Source organism: Pontibacter sp. E15-1, from assembly GCF_022601975.1.
GTDB lineage: Bacteria > Bacteroidota > Bacteroidia > Cytophagales > Hymenobacteraceae > Pontibacter.
The window spans coordinates 193,866-210,201 of record NZ_JAKVIR010000004.1 but is presented as its reverse complement, the minus strand read 5'-3'; the positions used below and the strand labels follow the sequence as shown (position 1 = coordinate 210,201).

Below are 16,336 nucleotides of genomic sequence, written 5' to 3'. Positions count from 1 at the left end.
GTCAGGAACAGCTGCTGCCATACCCTCTCACCCGCATTTCCGCGCCCGAAAACTGATTGGAGGAAAATCATACAGCCATGCCCTGGCACACCCGCCAGCGAAACGGAAAGAAAAGACGCGTTGCTGTGTTTGTTTGAAGCACCATGTTAAAATACGACAGCTACATAAAAGATCTGAACTCGATCAACGGGCTTTTGAAACAGCGCCACGAGAACGGCTGGACTAAGGGCGTGGATTACCTGCTGCTGGAGGCCGCCGAGCTTGCCTGCTCAAGCCTGAACCACTTGCTGGTGGAAGACAGCTTTTGGGAGTGGGTGGACAAGGACCGGGCGGAAGTGCCCGCAGAAGCCTCCTATGATTTTGACAACGTGGTGCTGCCCGTAAATGCCAGTATCCTGCAAAAGATCGGGTATACCGGCCCGCCGCCGCCCCAACAGCTTTTGTCTGATGCCCGGAAAGCGATTGAAGAAGGAAAAGTAGGCAGCGCTGCCGGCACAGGCAAGGAGGTAAAGGCGAAGGTGGAGCACCTGTCCACGGCCCTGTGCGGCTACGCAGGCAATGCGCGGGGTATCCTCAGCGTTTTCCCGAATGAGGTATACACGCATCACCGCGAAAACCATACCTTGTGGAGAAGGCTGAACGACAAGTTTCCGGTGAAGAAGGTGCTTGCGGCCATCGAACGGGCGGTTATATTCATTGCGGCTGCCTCCACTATTTCCTTTAATGCAAGCCAGAGTACCGACACGCCCGAAAAAAACGATCTCCCGCAACCTCCCCCCACAGAAATATACCAGGCCGACAACGGCAGCGCCAGCAATGCCGACACCTACCAGGAAATAGAGAGTTTCTGGAGAGACTACACGGTAAAAGGCTTGCCCCCCAAAGAACAGGACACTCCAGACACGGCGGAGGAAGAAGACGGAAACGCCGGGCCCTAGCTGCCCGGCTCTACATACTTTCGCCAGCAGGGTATGGCCATCAGCTGGCATACCTGCCTCTACCCTAGTTCCGCCATCGTCTTCACCGGTATGTCTTTGCTTACCGTTTGCTGCAGCTCCCGGTAATTTTTCTGATCATACTGGTACCCCTGCTCCGTGAGTGGCCAGAGCATCGGGGCCAGGTTGAGGGTGGTGGCTTTAAAGCCTTGCATAATAGCTCCCATATTGCCCGTTCCCTTCGACAGTGCCGCTTCGTTCTCGATCTCGAAAGGGCCAGTGAAGCCCTGTTGCTGCAGCGTCTGCACGAAATTTCGCCAGTCCATGCTGTCGGAGCCGCCGAAGCCGGGGAGCATGGCCTCGTAGTTGTGGCGGTCCCACGCGTTTGACGGGATGGGTACGCCGGCGCGTTTCGCCAGGTCGGCGTCCACGTGCTGCTTTGGGTACATATTGCCCCAGTGCACGCTGTTGCCCCGGCGGGTAGCCTTTACATGGATGCGGTGTAGGCGGGCCATATCCGTATGCCGAATCACCTCGCTCGGGTCCACGTGCTGCCACACGTCGTGCGAGGGGTCGTAGATCTCGCCGTGGGCCTTGCTCGGAATCAGCTCATACATCAGTTTGCGGGCGGCAAGCACGCCGGTCAGGTTGTTGAAGGTGCTGGTATAGCCGGCGGGGCGCCAGCCTTCCATCGGGCAGTTCTCATAGAGCACCGTCACGCCCAGGTCCTCGGCATACCGGATGATGGGGGCAAACACGCGCGCATACTCCTCCAGGTTTTTCTGGAAGCCGTTTTCCTGGTTGCCCAGCTCGTGGTTATACCCCACAAAGGTGCCGACTTTCACATCGTTGGCATCGCCGCCGAGCAGGTGCGCCATCCGGATGAGGCGGAGCAGGTGGTTCTGGTTTTTCACGCGCTGTGCCGGGTCGCCGCCAATCAGGTTATCAAACGCCCCCAGCGACAGCCGCAGCCGCGCCCCGTTAAACTTATCGAGCAGCTTCTTTGCATCCTCCAGGCCGAAGTTCTCATAATCGAGGTGGGTCGCCACAAAGTCATCGCGGGTGCCGTCCTTCCGGAACACGCACACATCCAGGCCCTGCACGCCGGTTTCCTGCGCCCTCGCGATAACGTCGTCTAAGCTCAGCTGATCAAAAGCCGAGGTCATGATCCAGATGGGGTTGTTCATATGCTTGCTGCTGTTGGGTTATGGTTGTATAAACTTGCTGGCAGGCATTCACCTAAAAACAGGCTGCCTGCTCTTCTAAATTAACCGATTCCTCGCCTTCCTCCAAACCGGGAGGGGGTATAAAGGTATGGATGGATGATGTATGAAAGTGTTTTCGGATAGTAAAAGAACCCACCCCTGCCCCTTCCAAGAGGGGAATAATGCGCGAGCGAGGATATTCTAAAAAGCCAAAAGACTTTAGGCATACAGACTGATAATGAAGATGTATACCCTATCCAAAATAACCAATTCTATGAAACCAGTAAGTAGCGTTTTGCAATAGCAGACTCCCCTCCTGGGGGTAGGGGCCCTCGAAAAAGGACAAGGAGGGGCAGGGGTGGTTTGCCCCGGTACTACAGAAACTGGCGAGACTATTCGGGCCGAGTACATGCATTTTCATCCCCCTACCCCCTTCAAAGGGGGACTTTTCTGCTACTATAGCTTTGCGCCAAATGCTTCGTGGTTGACTCTTACACTTTATAATTTCTGGGATTTACGCGTGCAGGAATCACTCGTGCCGATCGTCCCCCTTTGAAGGGGGCAGGGGGATGACTTGCAGGAGAGAGGACTACACATGCCTGGAATTGAGGCGTCTACAAGACCGAACTCAAAGCACAGCACACATTCCTCTCGCCAAGACACGACACAGTGCAAGCCTTGATAAGACTCACCGCTACAGCTGAAACTGCAGCGTGACATAGTAGTTGCGGGCATCCGAGGCAATGATGCCGGGGCCGGGATACCCGGTGGCGCGGCGCGTGAAATAGCGGTTGTCGGTTAGGTTGCTGATGCCGGACTCCAGGGTGAAGCGCTTGTAAGTATAGCTTCCGGACAGGTCCATGACCCAGTACGATGGAATTTTGCCTACCACAGCCGTTGGCTCTAATAAAGAGTTAGGGGCATCCGTGTATTGCGCTGCAGTATAGGCGTACTGGTAAGCCAATTTCAAATTTTTACGCTTAAAGGATAGGCCGGTTTTCGCGATAACCGATGGTGCCAGTTCCACCTCTTTGCCATCAATGTCAGTTATAGGACTGCTGTATTTTGTGCTTACAAAAGTAATATTAGAGAAGGCTGAAAGACTGGTTGGATGGTCTGCACCAAAATATAGCTTTAGCAGGTCAGCCTCCACAAAGGTTTCCAGCCCGTAGTTGCGCGAGTCTCCTACATTGGCCCGGATTCGCTCTAGTGTGCCAGCCGGAGTAAACAGGTTGATGCGGTCTTTGTACGCCAGGTAAAAAAGACTTGCATCGTAGTTCAAAAGTCCGCTGATGTTGCCCCGGAAACCGAGGTCGGTGCTGTACCCAGACTCGTCTTTCAGGTTCTGATCCACGGTCTGGTTCGGGTTGATCACGCGCATGTCGTTGAAGTTAATGGCGCGGTAGTTCTGCGAGAAGTTACCGTATACCTCCATCTGCTCGCTGGGTTTATAGCTCAGGCCCATACCCAGCAGGAACACATTGCGGGAGCTTTCGCGCATTTCGGGCACCACTTCATCCCGGATGATGTTGCCCGCCTCGTCGGCCATCACATCGCGGTAGCTGCCATCGGCGTTGGTGTTGATCCACTCGTAACGCACGCCCGGCGTGATGCTGAACTTTGGGGTGATGTTGAAGATGTTCTCGGCAAACACGGAGATGTTGCGGCTCAGGTAATCGTAGCTGGAGGCATTGGGCGCGCCCGTCTCTGAGTAGAACCTGAAGTCGGCATCGGAGGCCATGGAACCGTCGCCCTGCTTCTGATCCGTGAAGCCACGGTAATAGCGGGTGCCTACCAGCAGCGTGGAGAAGGAGTCGCCCAGGTCGTAGCGGTGGATGAGGCGCGTCTCGTTTCCGAAGTTGTTAAACTGGTCCTGCAGCAGGGTGCGCGGCTGCGTCAGGTCGTCGGGGCGACTGATCTTGCCCATATACCCCAGGGCATCGCGCTGCGCCAGCAGCCCGAAGTTGCGGATGTTCAGTTTGGTGCGCTCGCCCATGCGGTAGTCCAGGGTCAGGGCCAGCAGGTTCCAGTTCACATTAAACCAGTTGCGGTCGCGTTTCGACTGGCGGGCATCCGCGTTAAATTCCACGTCTGTCAGGCCGCCCGGCTGCTGCGCCAGGTAATCCATATAGGTATAGTTGAAGCCGATCTCCAGCTTCTCGCTGGGCTTGTAGTGCACCGACGCAAAGGCAGTCTGCGCATCAAAGCCGGAATTGTCGCGCCAGCCATCGCCGCGCTTGTATTGGTAGAAACCGTAGTAATGCACCTTGCCTTTGGTGCCGCCAATGCTGTTAAAGGAATTGAAAAGGCCCCAGGAGCCCACGGTCTGGCGGGTGGTCAGCTCAAACGGCTTGTCCTCCGGCCCCTCTTTCATCACGAAGTTGATCATACCCCCAAACTGAGTGCCGTACTGCAGCGAGGCCGCGCCGCGCACCACCTCAATCCGGTCGAGGGCCTCTGTGGGCGGGGTATAATAGCTTTCCGGGTAGCCCAGGGCATCGGCCGAGATATCATACCCATTCTGGCGGGTGTTAAAGTTAGAGGTGCGGTTTGGGCTGAGGCCGCGGCCCCCGATGCCCAGTTGCAGGCCAGCGCCATCGCTCTCCCAGATGTTCAGGCCCGCCACTTTGGCAAAAACCTGGCGGCTATTATTAGTGGCTTTGTTGGCCGTGATGTCGTCAAGCACCACCACCTCGCTTTTCTTGGCCTCGTAGATGGCGGCCCCCTCCACCGAGTTCAGGCGCGTGATGCCAAAGGTTTTCTCCCGCTCTGCGTTTACCTTCACCTCGCGCAGCCTGCCTTCAAAGGCCTTCAGCTCAAAGTCAAGCGTGACGTCGGCGTCTGTCAGCGTCACCTGCTTTGTCACGCTGCCCAGCCCTTCGGCATACGCCGTGAAGCTGTAGGTTCCTGGGCTGAGCTGCTGGAAACGGTATACCCCCTGTGCGCTGGTTTTGGCAATGGCGCTGGTACTGAGCAGGATCACCTCGGCCTGCGGCGCGGGCTTGCCGGTGCGGGCATTGGTCACGTGCCCCGAAACGGAGAAGGTTTGCGCCAGCACGGGTTGCAGGCCAGTAAGCGACAAGAAGACAATCAGAATAAAACGCATATATTATTTCTGCCCCACAGCCTTTAGAGCGTGGGAGGTGGTTTTAAAAGGCAAAATCCAGGGCTTAGGCAGGAAACTTTCCTTTTCGGCCGCTAAGTTAACAGTTGGATCAATAAAAAGCCGACTTTCGCGGCCGTTCATGCTCACATACACTTCGGCCCGCACGGTGGCGTCGGGTATGCCGCGCTGCGCAAAGTCCTGCTGGAGCACCTGAGCATACTGCAGCAGTATGTCGGGCTGGGTAGCCATCATCTTTTCCTGGTTCACGGTCAGGTACTCCCGGTTGTTGATCTCCACCTCCTGCCCGGTGCGTGGGTCGCGCACGTAAAAGAAGGCGGTTCCGGCTTTCTCCATCAGCATCACGCGCCACGAGAAGCGGTAGCCCTGCTCGGTCCAGAACAGCTTGTCGGGGTACAGGGCGAAACGCCAGGGCACCAGCACCTGCAGCAGAAAATATACCGCCAGCACATACAGCAGCATCGGCTGGCCAGCTACGTGGGCAAAGGCCCGGGTGGCAGGGGCATAGCTGCCTGTCGTGTGCCGCAGCCACTGCAGCAGGCGCTCATGGAAGTTGGCGGAGAAGAAAATCAACGTGCTCACAATCATAATATAGGGGAACATGCCGATCTGGAAGAGCATCGCCGTGAGCACGTGGAACACGACGACTGTGCCATACGCCAGCCACCTGCTCTTGCGCCAGCTCAGGAAAAAGGGTATGGTGAGATCATAAAAAGCGCCGAACCAGCAGAATACATAGGCCACCCAGGCTTTGTCCAGCAGCGGGCCGATAAGCGGCAGGTGGGTATGGGCGGGCAGCCAGGCGCGCAGGGGCATGGCCTCCAGCAGCCAGTCGGGATTGAGTTTGGCCAGTCCGGCGTAGAAGTATACTAGCCCCAACTGCAGCTGAAAAATAAGCACGGCCCAGCGCGGCACATGACTTGCCCAAAGCCGCGGCTTCCGAATCACATCCAGCGAAAAATGCCGGTGCGCGGGCACCAGCACCAGCAGCAGCGCCACCACGCTCACAAAGTAGTAGTGGTTCAGGTAGTTGGTTTTGTCGATCAGCTCGACATAGGTAAAGCTCAGGAAAAACAGCAGGGCCGAGAGGCGATACAACAGCCCCAGCATAATGCCGAGCGCCGCCAGCACCATCACCGTGAACAGGCCATACATGCCCGCCTCGCCCAGCGGCTGCACCCACGCAAAACCGTAGTACGGGAAGTATACTTTCGGCAGCACATACAGCTCGGTTACCCATCCTCTGGCTATAAAGCGCAGCAGACTGAAAACCATCATCCCGCCGAAAATAATGCGGAACACGGCCAGCGGCGCGGCAGAGACAGGTGCGGTCAGGTAAGACTGGAGCTTGTTGCGCATATATGATCCGGAGTACTGCTTTTTGTGAGGGAAGTAGTTTTATATATGTCTTGCGAGTGTAAACCCACCCCTGCCCCTCCGAGGAGGGGAATTATACCAAAGAAAACTCCCCTTATCAGAGGGGCAGGGGTGGGTTTTTATATATCAGAAAAGAAAAAATCTTGTGTCCTGTGTCCTGATACTTGTGTCTTAAATAATACTTGTGTCTAATTTTAATCGCCGTCGTTATCGGTGTAGGAGATGGTAACGCCCAGGGCCGACGGCATGTCTGTTTTGGTCAGCACGATCAGCTTCTGCAGCGCATCATACACTTTGGTGACGGCGACCGGTTGCGTGGTCACGGCATCGGAGAGCGGCCCCTGCACGGCATCGGCTGCGGCAAGCGCGGCATCAAACTGCGCCTCAATAGCCTCCGAGAGCAGGCCCCCGTTGTAAGGAGCCTTCACATGGTCGAGGTAATCGTCCAGCCCCTGGCCATTGGCCCCACTGGCCGACTGGCCCATAAACGCCGCTTTCTCGGCACGAATGGCCTGCTTCAGCAGCTCCAGGGAGGTATGGCTGTAATAGGCCTCCGTCTTCTCCGGCAGGGCGCTGCCCGACGTGAAGCGCCCGCTCGGGATACCCACTTTGGCGCGCTTGGTCACGTCGATATCAGCGTTGAGCTGGTTGACCAGATTCCCGATTCCGCTGCCAACGGCAGTACCGGTCGATGCCTGGAACTTGGCGGCGTACTTGCCGCTGGTCCAGCCCTCGTATACCGCCTGGGTGCGCTGCTGTATCAGGCTAGCAACGTCCTGGAGGTATTTTTTGCGGTTGGCGGCCTGGGCGCCAGCCGTGAACTGGTCCACGACGGCAGCCTCTGTTCCGGCGCCATACAGCAGGTAATCCAACGCCGGGAAGCCCTTTGCATCCAGGTTGGCCGCTGCTTGCAGGTCGTAGCTTCCCGCCGCCACATTGGCTTCTATTTCGTCCGTAGCGGTTGGGTAAATGTTGATGTTATTGCGCAAGAGCTGCTCCTCGGCGGGGCCAAACCCATACATGCCTACCTGCTGCCAGGCCATATAGGCCTCCTGATAAGCGGCCCGGGCCGATGCCAGCGTGCCAGTGGAAGGGGCATCGGCAAAAGCTGCAACGGATGCCTCCAGCGCGGTGGTTTTGGTTGACAGCGCCGCATAGCCGGGCACAATCAGGTTTTCGGAATAGTTAACCAGCATCGCCTGCCGGTCGAAGTCGGTGCTTGGAGGCGTGTCGCCCTTGTCGTCGGAGGTGCAGCCAGCCAGCACGGAGAAGCAAAGGAGTGCGGCGGCGGTATAGCTTTTAAATACGCGCATAGTGTGTTGTTAGGAATGAGAAAGGCAGCAGCCGTGGAGCTCAATCGCCACTGCTGCTGCTTTTAGTTTAGGTATGCTGCCCTGCTTGCGTCAGGCACCAGGTTTACAATTGTGCTTTGATGCTGTCCATGTCGTAGGCTGCGCTCAGCAGGTCAATGGCGGCGGCAATGTCGTCGGCAGTGGTGTCATACAGGTTGTCACCGATCTTAGCCATCACGGCGCTGTACTGCGCGTCCGTCAGCTTACGGCCGGTCTTAAACTTAAGCCCCATCACGAAGCCCTTGGCCTCAGAGAGGTAGTGGCTTTTCTTGGCCTGATCTGCCACATTCTCACGTGCTTCTTTCAGCTCTAGTATGGCAGAGGCGGCCACAATGCGCTCCCACTCGGTGCGCAGGGTAGCGGTAGCCTCGTTTTTCGCTTTGGTGTCGTTTGCCGAGATGGCGGCGCGGCCTTTCAGGAAGGCGTCCATCATGGTTTTGTTGCTCCCCAGGGCGGCGTTCACCTGGTTGCTGTAGTTCGCCCAGAACTTCAGGTTTTCCAGGTTCGTCGGGAAGTCGGTTGGGGCGCCGAAGTAACCGAAAGCCTCATCCCAGTGGTGCTCCATGGCAGTGCCCTCGCCCGGGGTGATGCTCTTGTTGTCTACTGTGGGGCCAATTTCCTCATCGGTCAGGTAATTGTCTACGGCCTGGTAGTAGAACACCGCGCCCATCAGGCCTTTCTGGATCAGCTGGCCATACTCCACGCCGTTGGCATCCACCAGGTATGATTTAGACCCGTCGGCCACTGTCAGCAGGCCGGCTTTGCCGTTCAGGGCCGGTGTGCCTGCCGAAAGGCTGGCTGCCGCCGTGGCATCAAAGTAATTCTCGAACTGCAGCTGGGCCGTTTCGATGGTTTTGTTCCGAAGCTGCTTGTCGGAGCTGTTCAGGCTGGCGTCAGCAAACGGCGTGTTCACGTTGGCATACATGTTTTTCATCGTCTGGGCGCTCAGCACATTGCCCGCATTGCCCGTCTTGATATAGGTATCCAGTTCCGACAGCATGCTCATGCGGGTGGTCTGCCCGGCATAGCTCACGTTCTCGAAGTTGTAGGTGGCCGGAACGGTGTAAGATGGGTCGTTCTCGTTATCGTCGGTGCAGGAGGCAAACGTAACGCAGGCAGCTACTGCCAGTGCAAATGTCTTTAGTTTATTGGAGCTAAAGGTGCTTTTCATTGTCCTATAGTTTTTATTTAGACTTATTATAAATAGTTAGGCAAAGCTAAGTGCCACGAGGAAAAGAGGCAAGCCTTATTTAAAATAATTTTAAATAAGGGGAACTAAAGTGCGAAAACAGCCCTTAAAGGCCGTTTTAAAAATACGTTGTTGCCTAAAGGAGCAGTTAATGACGAGGCAAGTGCGATGGGAGTCGTCAGGATTTCGGGCTGCTGCCCGGCATGTCAGGTATAAAATCACCTAAAGAGTATGAGCCCGCGCCCTGCCGAACTTTGCGCATTTTATATATCTTTGGTAAAATTCTTATTTCATTTTAAACAGTAACACTATGAAAAACATCAGGTTTATCGCACTGCTTCTTTTGGCCATGGTCCCGTTCCTTTATTCCTGCGAGGGAAGCACCGATGTGGTGGAGTCGGGCACGTATCAGGGTACCATCGATGAGGTGGAGGCAGACAAAAACGAGATTTACGTGAAAACGGCCGACAACAAAGTGCTGGAGCTCTACTTCACGGATGCCACCACCCTGACCCGCAACGGCGAAACCGTGGCGTTCGACCAGCTGCACGAAGGCGGCAAGGTTGAGGTAGAAGTGGAAAAAGTGGGCCAGCGCCTTGACCCGATCGCGGTAAGAATACTGGAGTAGCATGAGCGAACCTGCCTTCTGGCGCACAGAGGTATGGCACCCGCTCACGGTGCACCTGCCCATAGCCGTACTGCTGCTGGCAACGCTGGCCAAGCTGATCGGCCTGCCCCTGAAGCCCGCCCAGGCCGACTTTTGGCAGCGGACTGGCGCATACCTGCTGTATGTGGGCAGTGTGGCGGCCTGGGTGAGCGTGTATACCGGCGACATGGCCGATGGCGTGGTGTCCAGGAAACTCTGCGACCCTACTGTGCTGAAAAGCCATGAGCAGGCTGCCTTTACCCTGGCCTACCTCTTTTCTGCCGCCGCGGTGCTGGAACTGGGCATGCGCCTGCACCTGATCAGGGCCTTCCAGCGTTTGCTAGGGATAGTGGTTGTGCTGCTCTTGGTGGCGGGTAGCGGCTTTCTGGTGTACACGGCGCACCTGGGGGCCACCATCGTCTACCAGCAGGCGGGAGGCGTGCACGTGCCCTCCAGCGACTGTGCCGGTTATTAGTTCTCCGCCTTCAAAAAAGACAGACACAAATGCCCTGGCCAAACGGTCAGGGCATTTTTCGTTTGGCGGTTTGGCAACCTCCGGGGCCAGCGTGTTACTCCCTTCGCGCTGCGGCCCGGCAAGGAACTTTATCTTTTCACTTTGCCTTCTAAAGGCGTAACTTTGACGCACCAACCAACCAGACGCCACATGCTTTCCAAAAAAGCGAAATACGCCCTCAAAGCACTTCTCCACCTTACCAGACAGCATGACAAAGGATTGGTCATTATTTCTGACATCGCGGAGAAAGAGCGTATCCCGCGCAAGTTCCTGGAGGCCATTCTGGTGGACCTGAAAACCAACGGCGTGCTGCAAAGCGTCCGGGGGAAAAACGGGGGCTATTACCTGTCCAAAAGCCCCGGCGAGGTTTCCGTGGGCAACGTTATCCGGATGATCGACGGCCCGCTGGCCCCGATCCCCTGCGTCAGTCACCTGTACTACCGCAAATGCGACGAGTGTATAGACGAGGCGACGTGTGAGATCCGCATCGTGATGAAGAAAGTGCGGGACGCCACCGCCGAAATCCTGGACAATACCTTCCTCAGCGACCTCGAAACCATTAGCGGGCTGGTGGAAGAGGAGCGGGAGTGATCACCCCTGCTTCCATTCTTTTCTCATCCCACCCCACTTCCTGCAAGCGCTTTACGCTGAGAAGTATAGCAGCATGAATTCGCTCGTTTACAGCCTGTTCATTAGGTAATGGCCTGTTACAGATCGGGTATTCCTGCTGATTATCGTCTCTCCTTAACTACCTCTCATTCATAAACTTCAAAATATTTCAAGCGTGTTTGTAGGAAATGATGGCAAAATGAATTTTGTTTGTCTATCAATTTGGTAGAGATTTAGTTTTATATGTTTGCCATGAACATTCCCCATTCCATCCAAGGCATTGCCAATCTAGCATTCTTTATGCAGCAGCACAGCTTTTCGTGTTGTTGTTAACTTCTGTGTCAGTCGTTTCTGGCATCTCCCCTCTTTTTTTCACTGGCTCAGTGAAGTAGTTTCAGTCTTATAATCGACGATCACACTCAAACGGATGAGGTATTCACCTGGCGGGGAATGCGTCTGCGGTTTGCTTTAGCTAGCAACTTCACAGCTTGGCTTTGCAAGCACGGCAATACCCCGTGCCTCAAAAGAAAGCCTCCGATAAGTTGCGTCTTACCTTTTCAAATTCATCGCTGCTATTTCTTATGAAAATTATATACTTGTTTATAATCGCCCTCCTGGTTCCCTTGTTTACCGTTGCCCAGGAAACCAACTTTATCGAAATATCCGGTCAGGTTATCGATCAAAACACGAAAGAGCCTTTGCCGGGCGTGAGTGTTTATATAAAAGGCACGGGCACAGGCACAGCTTCCGAGGTTTCGGGTGAGTTTTCGGTGCGTACCAAGCTCGCTTTCCCGTTTACGGTCGTGTTCTCCTCCATTGGGTTTCAGCCCCAGGAAATAGTGGTCCAGCACCTGGGCTCCAAACTAAACATTGCCCTGGTGACCCAGACCATGCTGGGAAAAGAGGTGGTGATCTCGGCCTCCCGCATGTCTGATAGCCAACTGCGCTCCCCGATAGCCGTGGAGCAGCTTGATATCCGGGCCATCCGGGAGTCGCCGGCGCCTGGCTTTTACGATGCCCTGGAGAATGTGAAGGGCGTACAGATGACGACGGCCAGCCTTACCTTTAAAGTGCCGAATACCCGCGGGTTCAACTCTCCGAATAATTACCGCTTCATGCAACTAGTGGACGGCGTAGACATGCAGGCAGCCACCCTGGGCGTGCCTTTGGGCAACGCCATTGGCCCCACAGAACTGGATATTGCCAGCGTGGAGATTACGCCCGGGGCCGCCTCAGCGCTGTATGGCATGAACGCCATCAACGGGATGGCCAACCTGATCACCAGAAACCCCTTCGCGCACCAGGGCCTGAGCGTGTACCAGAAAACCGGCCTCAACCATGTGGATGGCATCGACCATGGGCCAAGCCTGCTCACAGAAACCGCTGTGCGGTATGCCAGGGCTTTTAATGACACGTGGGCCTTTAAAGTAAACGCCAGCTACATGCACGGCACCGACTGGCGCGCCAACACCGCCACCGACCAGAATCCAAACAACCTCAACACGGCTAACCCAGCCTTCGCGGAACTGTCAGGGGATGCAAACCCCGCTTACGATGCCTGGAACAGGTATGGCGACGAGATCAACAATGCCGTGACCATCAGCGGCGTGCAGTATGGCGGCAGAAACCAGTCGTTTGTGGTGAGGCGCACAGGCTATTGGGAACGCGAACTGGTGAGCCCAACCGTGGATAACCTTAAGTTTGATGCTGCGCTGCACTATCGCCTGAACGAGCAGACCGAACTGTCGTATGGCTACCGCGTGGGTAAGATGGATGGCGTTTTTCAGCGCGGAAATAAGATACAGCTTGACAATGTGGTGGTGCAAAACCACCGGCTGGAGCTGAAAGGCACGCATTATACCGTCCGGTCTTATATCTCATTGGAGAACACCGGCGATTCCTACAATGTGAAACCACTTGCTGATAACCTGGACATAAGCGGCGGCGGCACCAATGCGGTATGGGGAGCAAAGTTTAAGGCTGCCCTGCAAACGGAGCTGGACAAAGACACGGATCTGGCCACAGCCATGGCACTGGCGCGACAGGCGGCAGACCAGGGACGGCCACAACCGGGCACGGCGGCCTTCGAGGAACTGAAAAACACCATCACCCACATTAATAACTGGGACCATGGCGCTGTAGTGCCCGGCGCTTCGCCTACCGGGGGTGCCTGGCTAACGCAGCAGAGCCGTCTGTACCATACCGATGCCCAATGGGATTTGTCAGACAAAGTAGCTTTTGTGGATGTGTTGCTGGGAGCAGACGCCCGGTTGTATGAGGTGATTCCGGACGGCAACAACTTCGTGGACTTCTCGCGGCCAATCAGTGAAAGGACGCTGCCCGGCGGCAACAACGTGTACTACAAAAAAGTAGGGGCGTTTGGGCAGCTTTCCAAATCGCTGCTGCAGGACAGGCTGAAGCTGTACGGCTCGCTGCGCCTCGACTATAACCCTGAGTTCGACCCGAAGCTGAACCCGAGGCTATCGGCGGTTTATACCCTGGCAGAGCGCCATCACTTCAGGGCCTCTTTCCTGAGCGGTTACCGGTTCCCGTCGCTGTTCGAGGCGCTGTCTTACGTAAACAACGGCAATGTGCGGCGCGTTGGCGGCTTGGCTTATATCAATCAAGGCCTCGGCTACCTTGACAATTCCTATACCCTGGCCTCCGTAAACGCATTTAATGCGGCGGTAAACCGCGATGTAACAACTGGCATACCCCGGGAGCAGGCAGCGCAACAGCAAAAAGAATTACTCCGGATCGCCAACCTCGCAGTAACCAGCCCAGAGCACATCCGGTCGGTGGAAGTGGGGTATAAAAGCGTGCTGCTCGACAACTCCTTTGTGATAGACGCAGATGCCTACCTCAACGCCTATACCGGATTTCTGGGGCAGGTAGAGGTAGCGGCGCCTACGTTGGGGCAGGTAGGTTCCGACGCAAGTATACAGGACATGTTGGCAGCTAACAGGGCCCGCCAGACACGCTACAGGGTATATACCAATGCCCGGAACACCTACCGCAACTTCGGGTCTTCGCTTGGCCTTACTTATAACACCCCCAGTAAATTCACCCTGGCTGGCAATGTGAGCTACAATAACATCATAAGTAACGACGAGCAAGACATCTTTGTAACAGGTTTCAACACTCCGAAATGGGCGACCAACCTGTCGTTTGCTAACCGCGAGGTACTGCCGAACCTGGGCTTTAATGTGGTATGGCGCTGGCAGGACGCGTTTGCGTGGCAAAGCCCATTGGCCAACGGCACGGTGCCCAGTTACCATACCATCGATGCCCAACTGACCTTAAAAGTGCCTGCAGCCAATGCTACCGCAAAGGTCGGCGGAGCCAACATTTTCAACAACCGTTACATACAGTATGCAGCAGGCCCTACCATTGGAGGCCTCTACTACGCAGCCCTTACCCTGGACGGACTACTGACGAAGTAGGCCGGAGCGCTAACACCAAAAGCGCCATACCCCAGTGCCGAGAAACACTGGGGTATGGCGCTTTTATTTTTATACCATTATTGAATGGACTTTGCGTAATGGAGTACATTTTATTTCGTGGATTTGGAGTCTACAAACATTGGCGCAAGCGTCCGCTTGTGCTGCTATTATCGGACGGTGTGCGGCAGATTGGATTGTTTGTGAGGCACAAGCGGACGCTTGCGCCATGATGAGGATCTATGTGTACCGATCAATTGCTATTGGTATTATAATAGACGACGGTATACCGCCGTGCCTGGCATGGATTTATCCTTACAGACACAGCCAATCCCCCAGCAATTCCTGTAAAAAGCCCAGCAAAACTGTCCTTTCGACTATCGGGAGAAATCTGAATCATAGTTTCAGGGCAGCAAAATCTAGATCCTTCTCAGTTACACCGGCTCTCTTCGGCTCTCGCCTCAAGCATGTTTGAAATGACAGCATTGCCTTATACTTGGAGTGAAAATACACAGCAAGCCAATTGCTATTTCCTGTGGCCGGATTCAACTGCCCCTTCTTTTCTGAGGGAAGTCAATTCCTTTTGGCTAGTACTCGACCAATTTAATTATCAGAATTAGCGTTAGTTTTTAGATGACTAGAAACGGCTTTTATGAATCATTCCTAATTCTTTATTTCTAATTTTTAATTTGGCGAAGCGCTAGCCCTAACGCACATCGCCCTGTACAACCGGAGTTATACAGGGCGATCCGTGCGTCAGATAGACTGCTTTTACAGTAGCGCCAGCACCGCCAGCACGATTGTCCGGGAGCTGATGAGGATCACCAAAACGCCCACCGTGAGCATGATGGTTTTTACCGGGAGGCGCTTGGTGAGCGATGCCCCGATCGGCGCGGCGAACACCCCTCCGATAATCAGCCCCACAATTACCTGCCAGTGCATCAGCCCGATCATGGTGAAGAAGGTGAGCGAGGAGGCCAGCGCCACGAAGAACTCTGCCAGGTTTACCGAGCCGATGGTGAAGCGGGGCGAGTTGCCGCGCGCCATCAACGTAGACGACACGATCGGGCCCCAGCCCCCGCCGCCTATCGAGTCCATGAAGCCCCCGAAGATCGCCAGCGGCGCCACGTTTTTCACTTCCACGCCCTCTTTCCGTAGCGCGTAGGCCTTGCGCAGAATCAGGATGCCCAGCACGAAGGTATACCCAGACACGATGGGCTTAATGATGTAGTCATACTCCTCCATCGAGGAGAGGATGTACGCCCCCAGGATCGCGCCAACCACACCGGGCAGCAGCAGCGTCTGGAACAGCTTCCGGTTCACGTTCCCGAACTTGAGGTGCATTAGGCCGGAAACCCCGCTGGTGAAAATCTCGGAGGTATGCACGCTGGCACTGGCCGCCGCCGCCGGCACGCCCATCGCCATCAGGAAAGTGGTGGAGCTCACGCCGTAGGCCATTCCCAGCGCCCCGTCAATCATCTGGGCCACGAAGCCCGCCAGGATATACAGGAAAAGCTCTGAGGTAATGTGCTCGCTCACAGCCAGCGGAACCGCGTGTAGCAGTAGGTGATGCACACCCGTAAAAAAGAGCAAGGCCAGCGCAGCCAATGCGAGTGTAAGGCTTGTGCCATACCAGTAGATAGTCTTCATTCTTCTTTTCTGTTTAAATGTTGGAGGTGATTTTTGTCCTTCAGCGCATGTTCAAATTTCGTTTTTGGAAGCAAACGTTGAACATGCTCTTAGCCTACTGCGGGCCACCTGCGCCAGACGCCATCTCGACCGACAAGCAGTGGAGCGCCCGGAGCCGAAAGTGTTTTCCGTGTTAGCTGATGCAAATAAATATAAAGTCTATGGATTTTATAGACTTTAAGGGAAATTTATTTTTGCCCTCCTCTATTAGACTTTCAACACCTTCCTGAACATATGGATTAGGTATGTTTACCTG

11 protein-coding genes are annotated in these 16,336 nt (G+C 55.2%); 5 read left to right on the top strand and 6 right to left on the bottom strand.

Annotated elements, in window-relative coordinates; translation table 11 throughout:
• Window positions 1-143: 143 nt before the first annotated feature.
• The gene (locus tag MKJ04_RS04490) at window positions 144-938 is read left to right on the top strand and encodes a hypothetical protein (protein ID WP_241639717.1); all 795 of its coding nucleotides are present in this window, start codon (window positions 144-146) and stop codon (window positions 936-938) included.
• A 59-nt stretch (window positions 939-997) separates the two neighbouring features.
• Here MKJ04_RS04490 and MKJ04_RS04485 read toward each other — a convergent pair whose 3' ends face one another.
• From MKJ04_RS04485 to MKJ04_RS04465, 5 genes are all read right to left on the bottom strand, one after another.
• Window positions 998-2,122, bottom strand: a complete 1,125-nt coding sequence (locus tag MKJ04_RS04485) for a sugar phosphate isomerase/epimerase family protein (protein WP_241639715.1) — start codon at window positions 2,120-2,122, stop codon at window positions 998-1,000.
• A gap of 712 nt (window positions 2,123-2,834) precedes the next feature.
• On the bottom strand, window positions 2,835-5,246 hold the full coding sequence (locus MKJ04_RS04480; protein ID WP_241639714.1) for a TonB-dependent receptor domain-containing protein: 2,412 nt from the start codon (window positions 5,244-5,246) through the stop codon (window positions 2,835-2,837).
• Between the two features lie 3 nt (window positions 5,247-5,249).
• Window positions 5,250-6,623, bottom strand: coding sequence for an HTTM domain-containing protein (locus MKJ04_RS04475; protein WP_241639712.1), 1,374 nt, complete (start codon window positions 6,621-6,623; stop codon window positions 5,250-5,252).
• 212 nt (window positions 6,624-6,835) lie between these two features.
• Entirely contained in the window at window positions 6,836-7,954 is a 1,119-nt protein-coding gene (locus tag MKJ04_RS04470; protein WP_241639710.1) for an imelysin family protein, read from the bottom strand.
• A gap of 103 nt (window positions 7,955-8,057) precedes the next feature.
• On the bottom strand, window positions 8,058-9,164 hold the full coding sequence (locus tag MKJ04_RS04465; RefSeq protein WP_241639709.1) for a DUF4856 domain-containing protein: 1,107 nt from the start codon (window positions 9,162-9,164) through the stop codon (window positions 8,058-8,060).
• Window positions 9,165-9,492: 328 nt separating this feature from the next.
• Between MKJ04_RS04465 and MKJ04_RS04460 the strand changes: the two genes are divergently transcribed.
• The 4 genes from MKJ04_RS04460 to MKJ04_RS04445 all read left to right on the top strand — a co-directional run bounded on the left by MKJ04_RS04460 (window position 9,493) and on the right by MKJ04_RS04445 (window position 14,394).
• Window positions 9,493-9,810, top strand: coding sequence for a hypothetical protein (locus MKJ04_RS04460; RefSeq protein ID WP_241639708.1), 318 nt, complete (start codon window positions 9,493-9,495; stop codon window positions 9,808-9,810).
• Between the two features lies 1 nt (window position 9,811).
• Entirely contained in the window at window positions 9,812-10,303 is a 492-nt protein-coding gene (locus MKJ04_RS04455) for a DUF2231 domain-containing protein (RefSeq protein WP_241639707.1), read from the top strand.
• 189 nt (window positions 10,304-10,492) lie between these two features.
• The gene (locus MKJ04_RS04450) at window positions 10,493-10,933 is read left to right on the top strand and encodes an RrF2 family transcriptional regulator (RefSeq protein ID WP_241639706.1); all 441 of its coding nucleotides are present in this window, start codon (window positions 10,493-10,495) and stop codon (window positions 10,931-10,933) included.
• 599 nt (window positions 10,934-11,532) lie between these two features.
• On the top strand, window positions 11,533-14,394 hold the full coding sequence (locus MKJ04_RS04445; RefSeq protein WP_241639705.1) for a TonB-dependent receptor domain-containing protein: 2,862 nt from the start codon (window positions 11,533-11,535) through the stop codon (window positions 14,392-14,394).
• 768 nt (window positions 14,395-15,162) lie between these two features.
• Here the strand turns inward: MKJ04_RS04445 and MKJ04_RS04440 are convergent.
• The gene (locus MKJ04_RS04440; RefSeq protein ID WP_241639704.1) at window positions 15,163-16,041 is read right to left on the bottom strand and encodes a sulfite exporter TauE/SafE family protein; all 879 of its coding nucleotides are present in this window, start codon (window positions 16,039-16,041) and stop codon (window positions 15,163-15,165) included.
• Between the last annotated feature and the right edge of the window lie 295 nt (window positions 16,042-16,336).

Bases quoted from the DNA above. Each gene is read 5' to 3' on its own strand.
- MKJ04_RS04490 (WP_241639717.1), top strand. From the start codon at position 144: ATGTTAAAATACGACAGCTACATAAAAGATCTGAACTCGATCAACGGG.
- MKJ04_RS04485 (WP_241639715.1), bottom strand. From the start codon at position 2,122: ATGAACAACCCCATCTGGATCATGACCTCGGCTTTTGATCAGCTGAGC.
- MKJ04_RS04480 (WP_241639714.1), bottom strand. From the start codon at position 5,246: ATGCGTTTTATTCTGATTGTCTTCTTGTCGCTTACTGGCCTGCAACCC.
- MKJ04_RS04475 (WP_241639712.1), bottom strand. From the start codon at position 6,623: ATGCGCAACAAGCTCCAGTCTTACCTGACCGCACCTGTCTCTGCCGCG.
- MKJ04_RS04470 (WP_241639710.1), bottom strand. From the start codon at position 7,954: ATGCGCGTATTTAAAAGCTATACCGCCGCCGCACTCCTTTGCTTCTCC.
- MKJ04_RS04465 (WP_241639709.1), bottom strand. From the start codon at position 9,164: ATGAAAAGCACCTTTAGCTCCAATAAACTAAAGACATTTGCACTGGCA.
- MKJ04_RS04460 (WP_241639708.1), top strand. From the start codon at position 9,493: ATGAAAAACATCAGGTTTATCGCACTGCTTCTTTTGGCCATGGTCCCG.
- MKJ04_RS04455 (WP_241639707.1), top strand. From the start codon at position 9,812: ATGAGCGAACCTGCCTTCTGGCGCACAGAGGTATGGCACCCGCTCACG.
- MKJ04_RS04450 (WP_241639706.1), top strand. From the start codon at position 10,493: ATGCTTTCCAAAAAAGCGAAATACGCCCTCAAAGCACTTCTCCACCTT.
- MKJ04_RS04445 (WP_241639705.1), top strand. From the start codon at position 11,533: ATGAAAATTATATACTTGTTTATAATCGCCCTCCTGGTTCCCTTGTTT.
- MKJ04_RS04440 (WP_241639704.1), bottom strand. From the start codon at position 16,041: ATGAAGACTATCTACTGGTATGGCACAAGCCTTACACTCGCATTGGCT.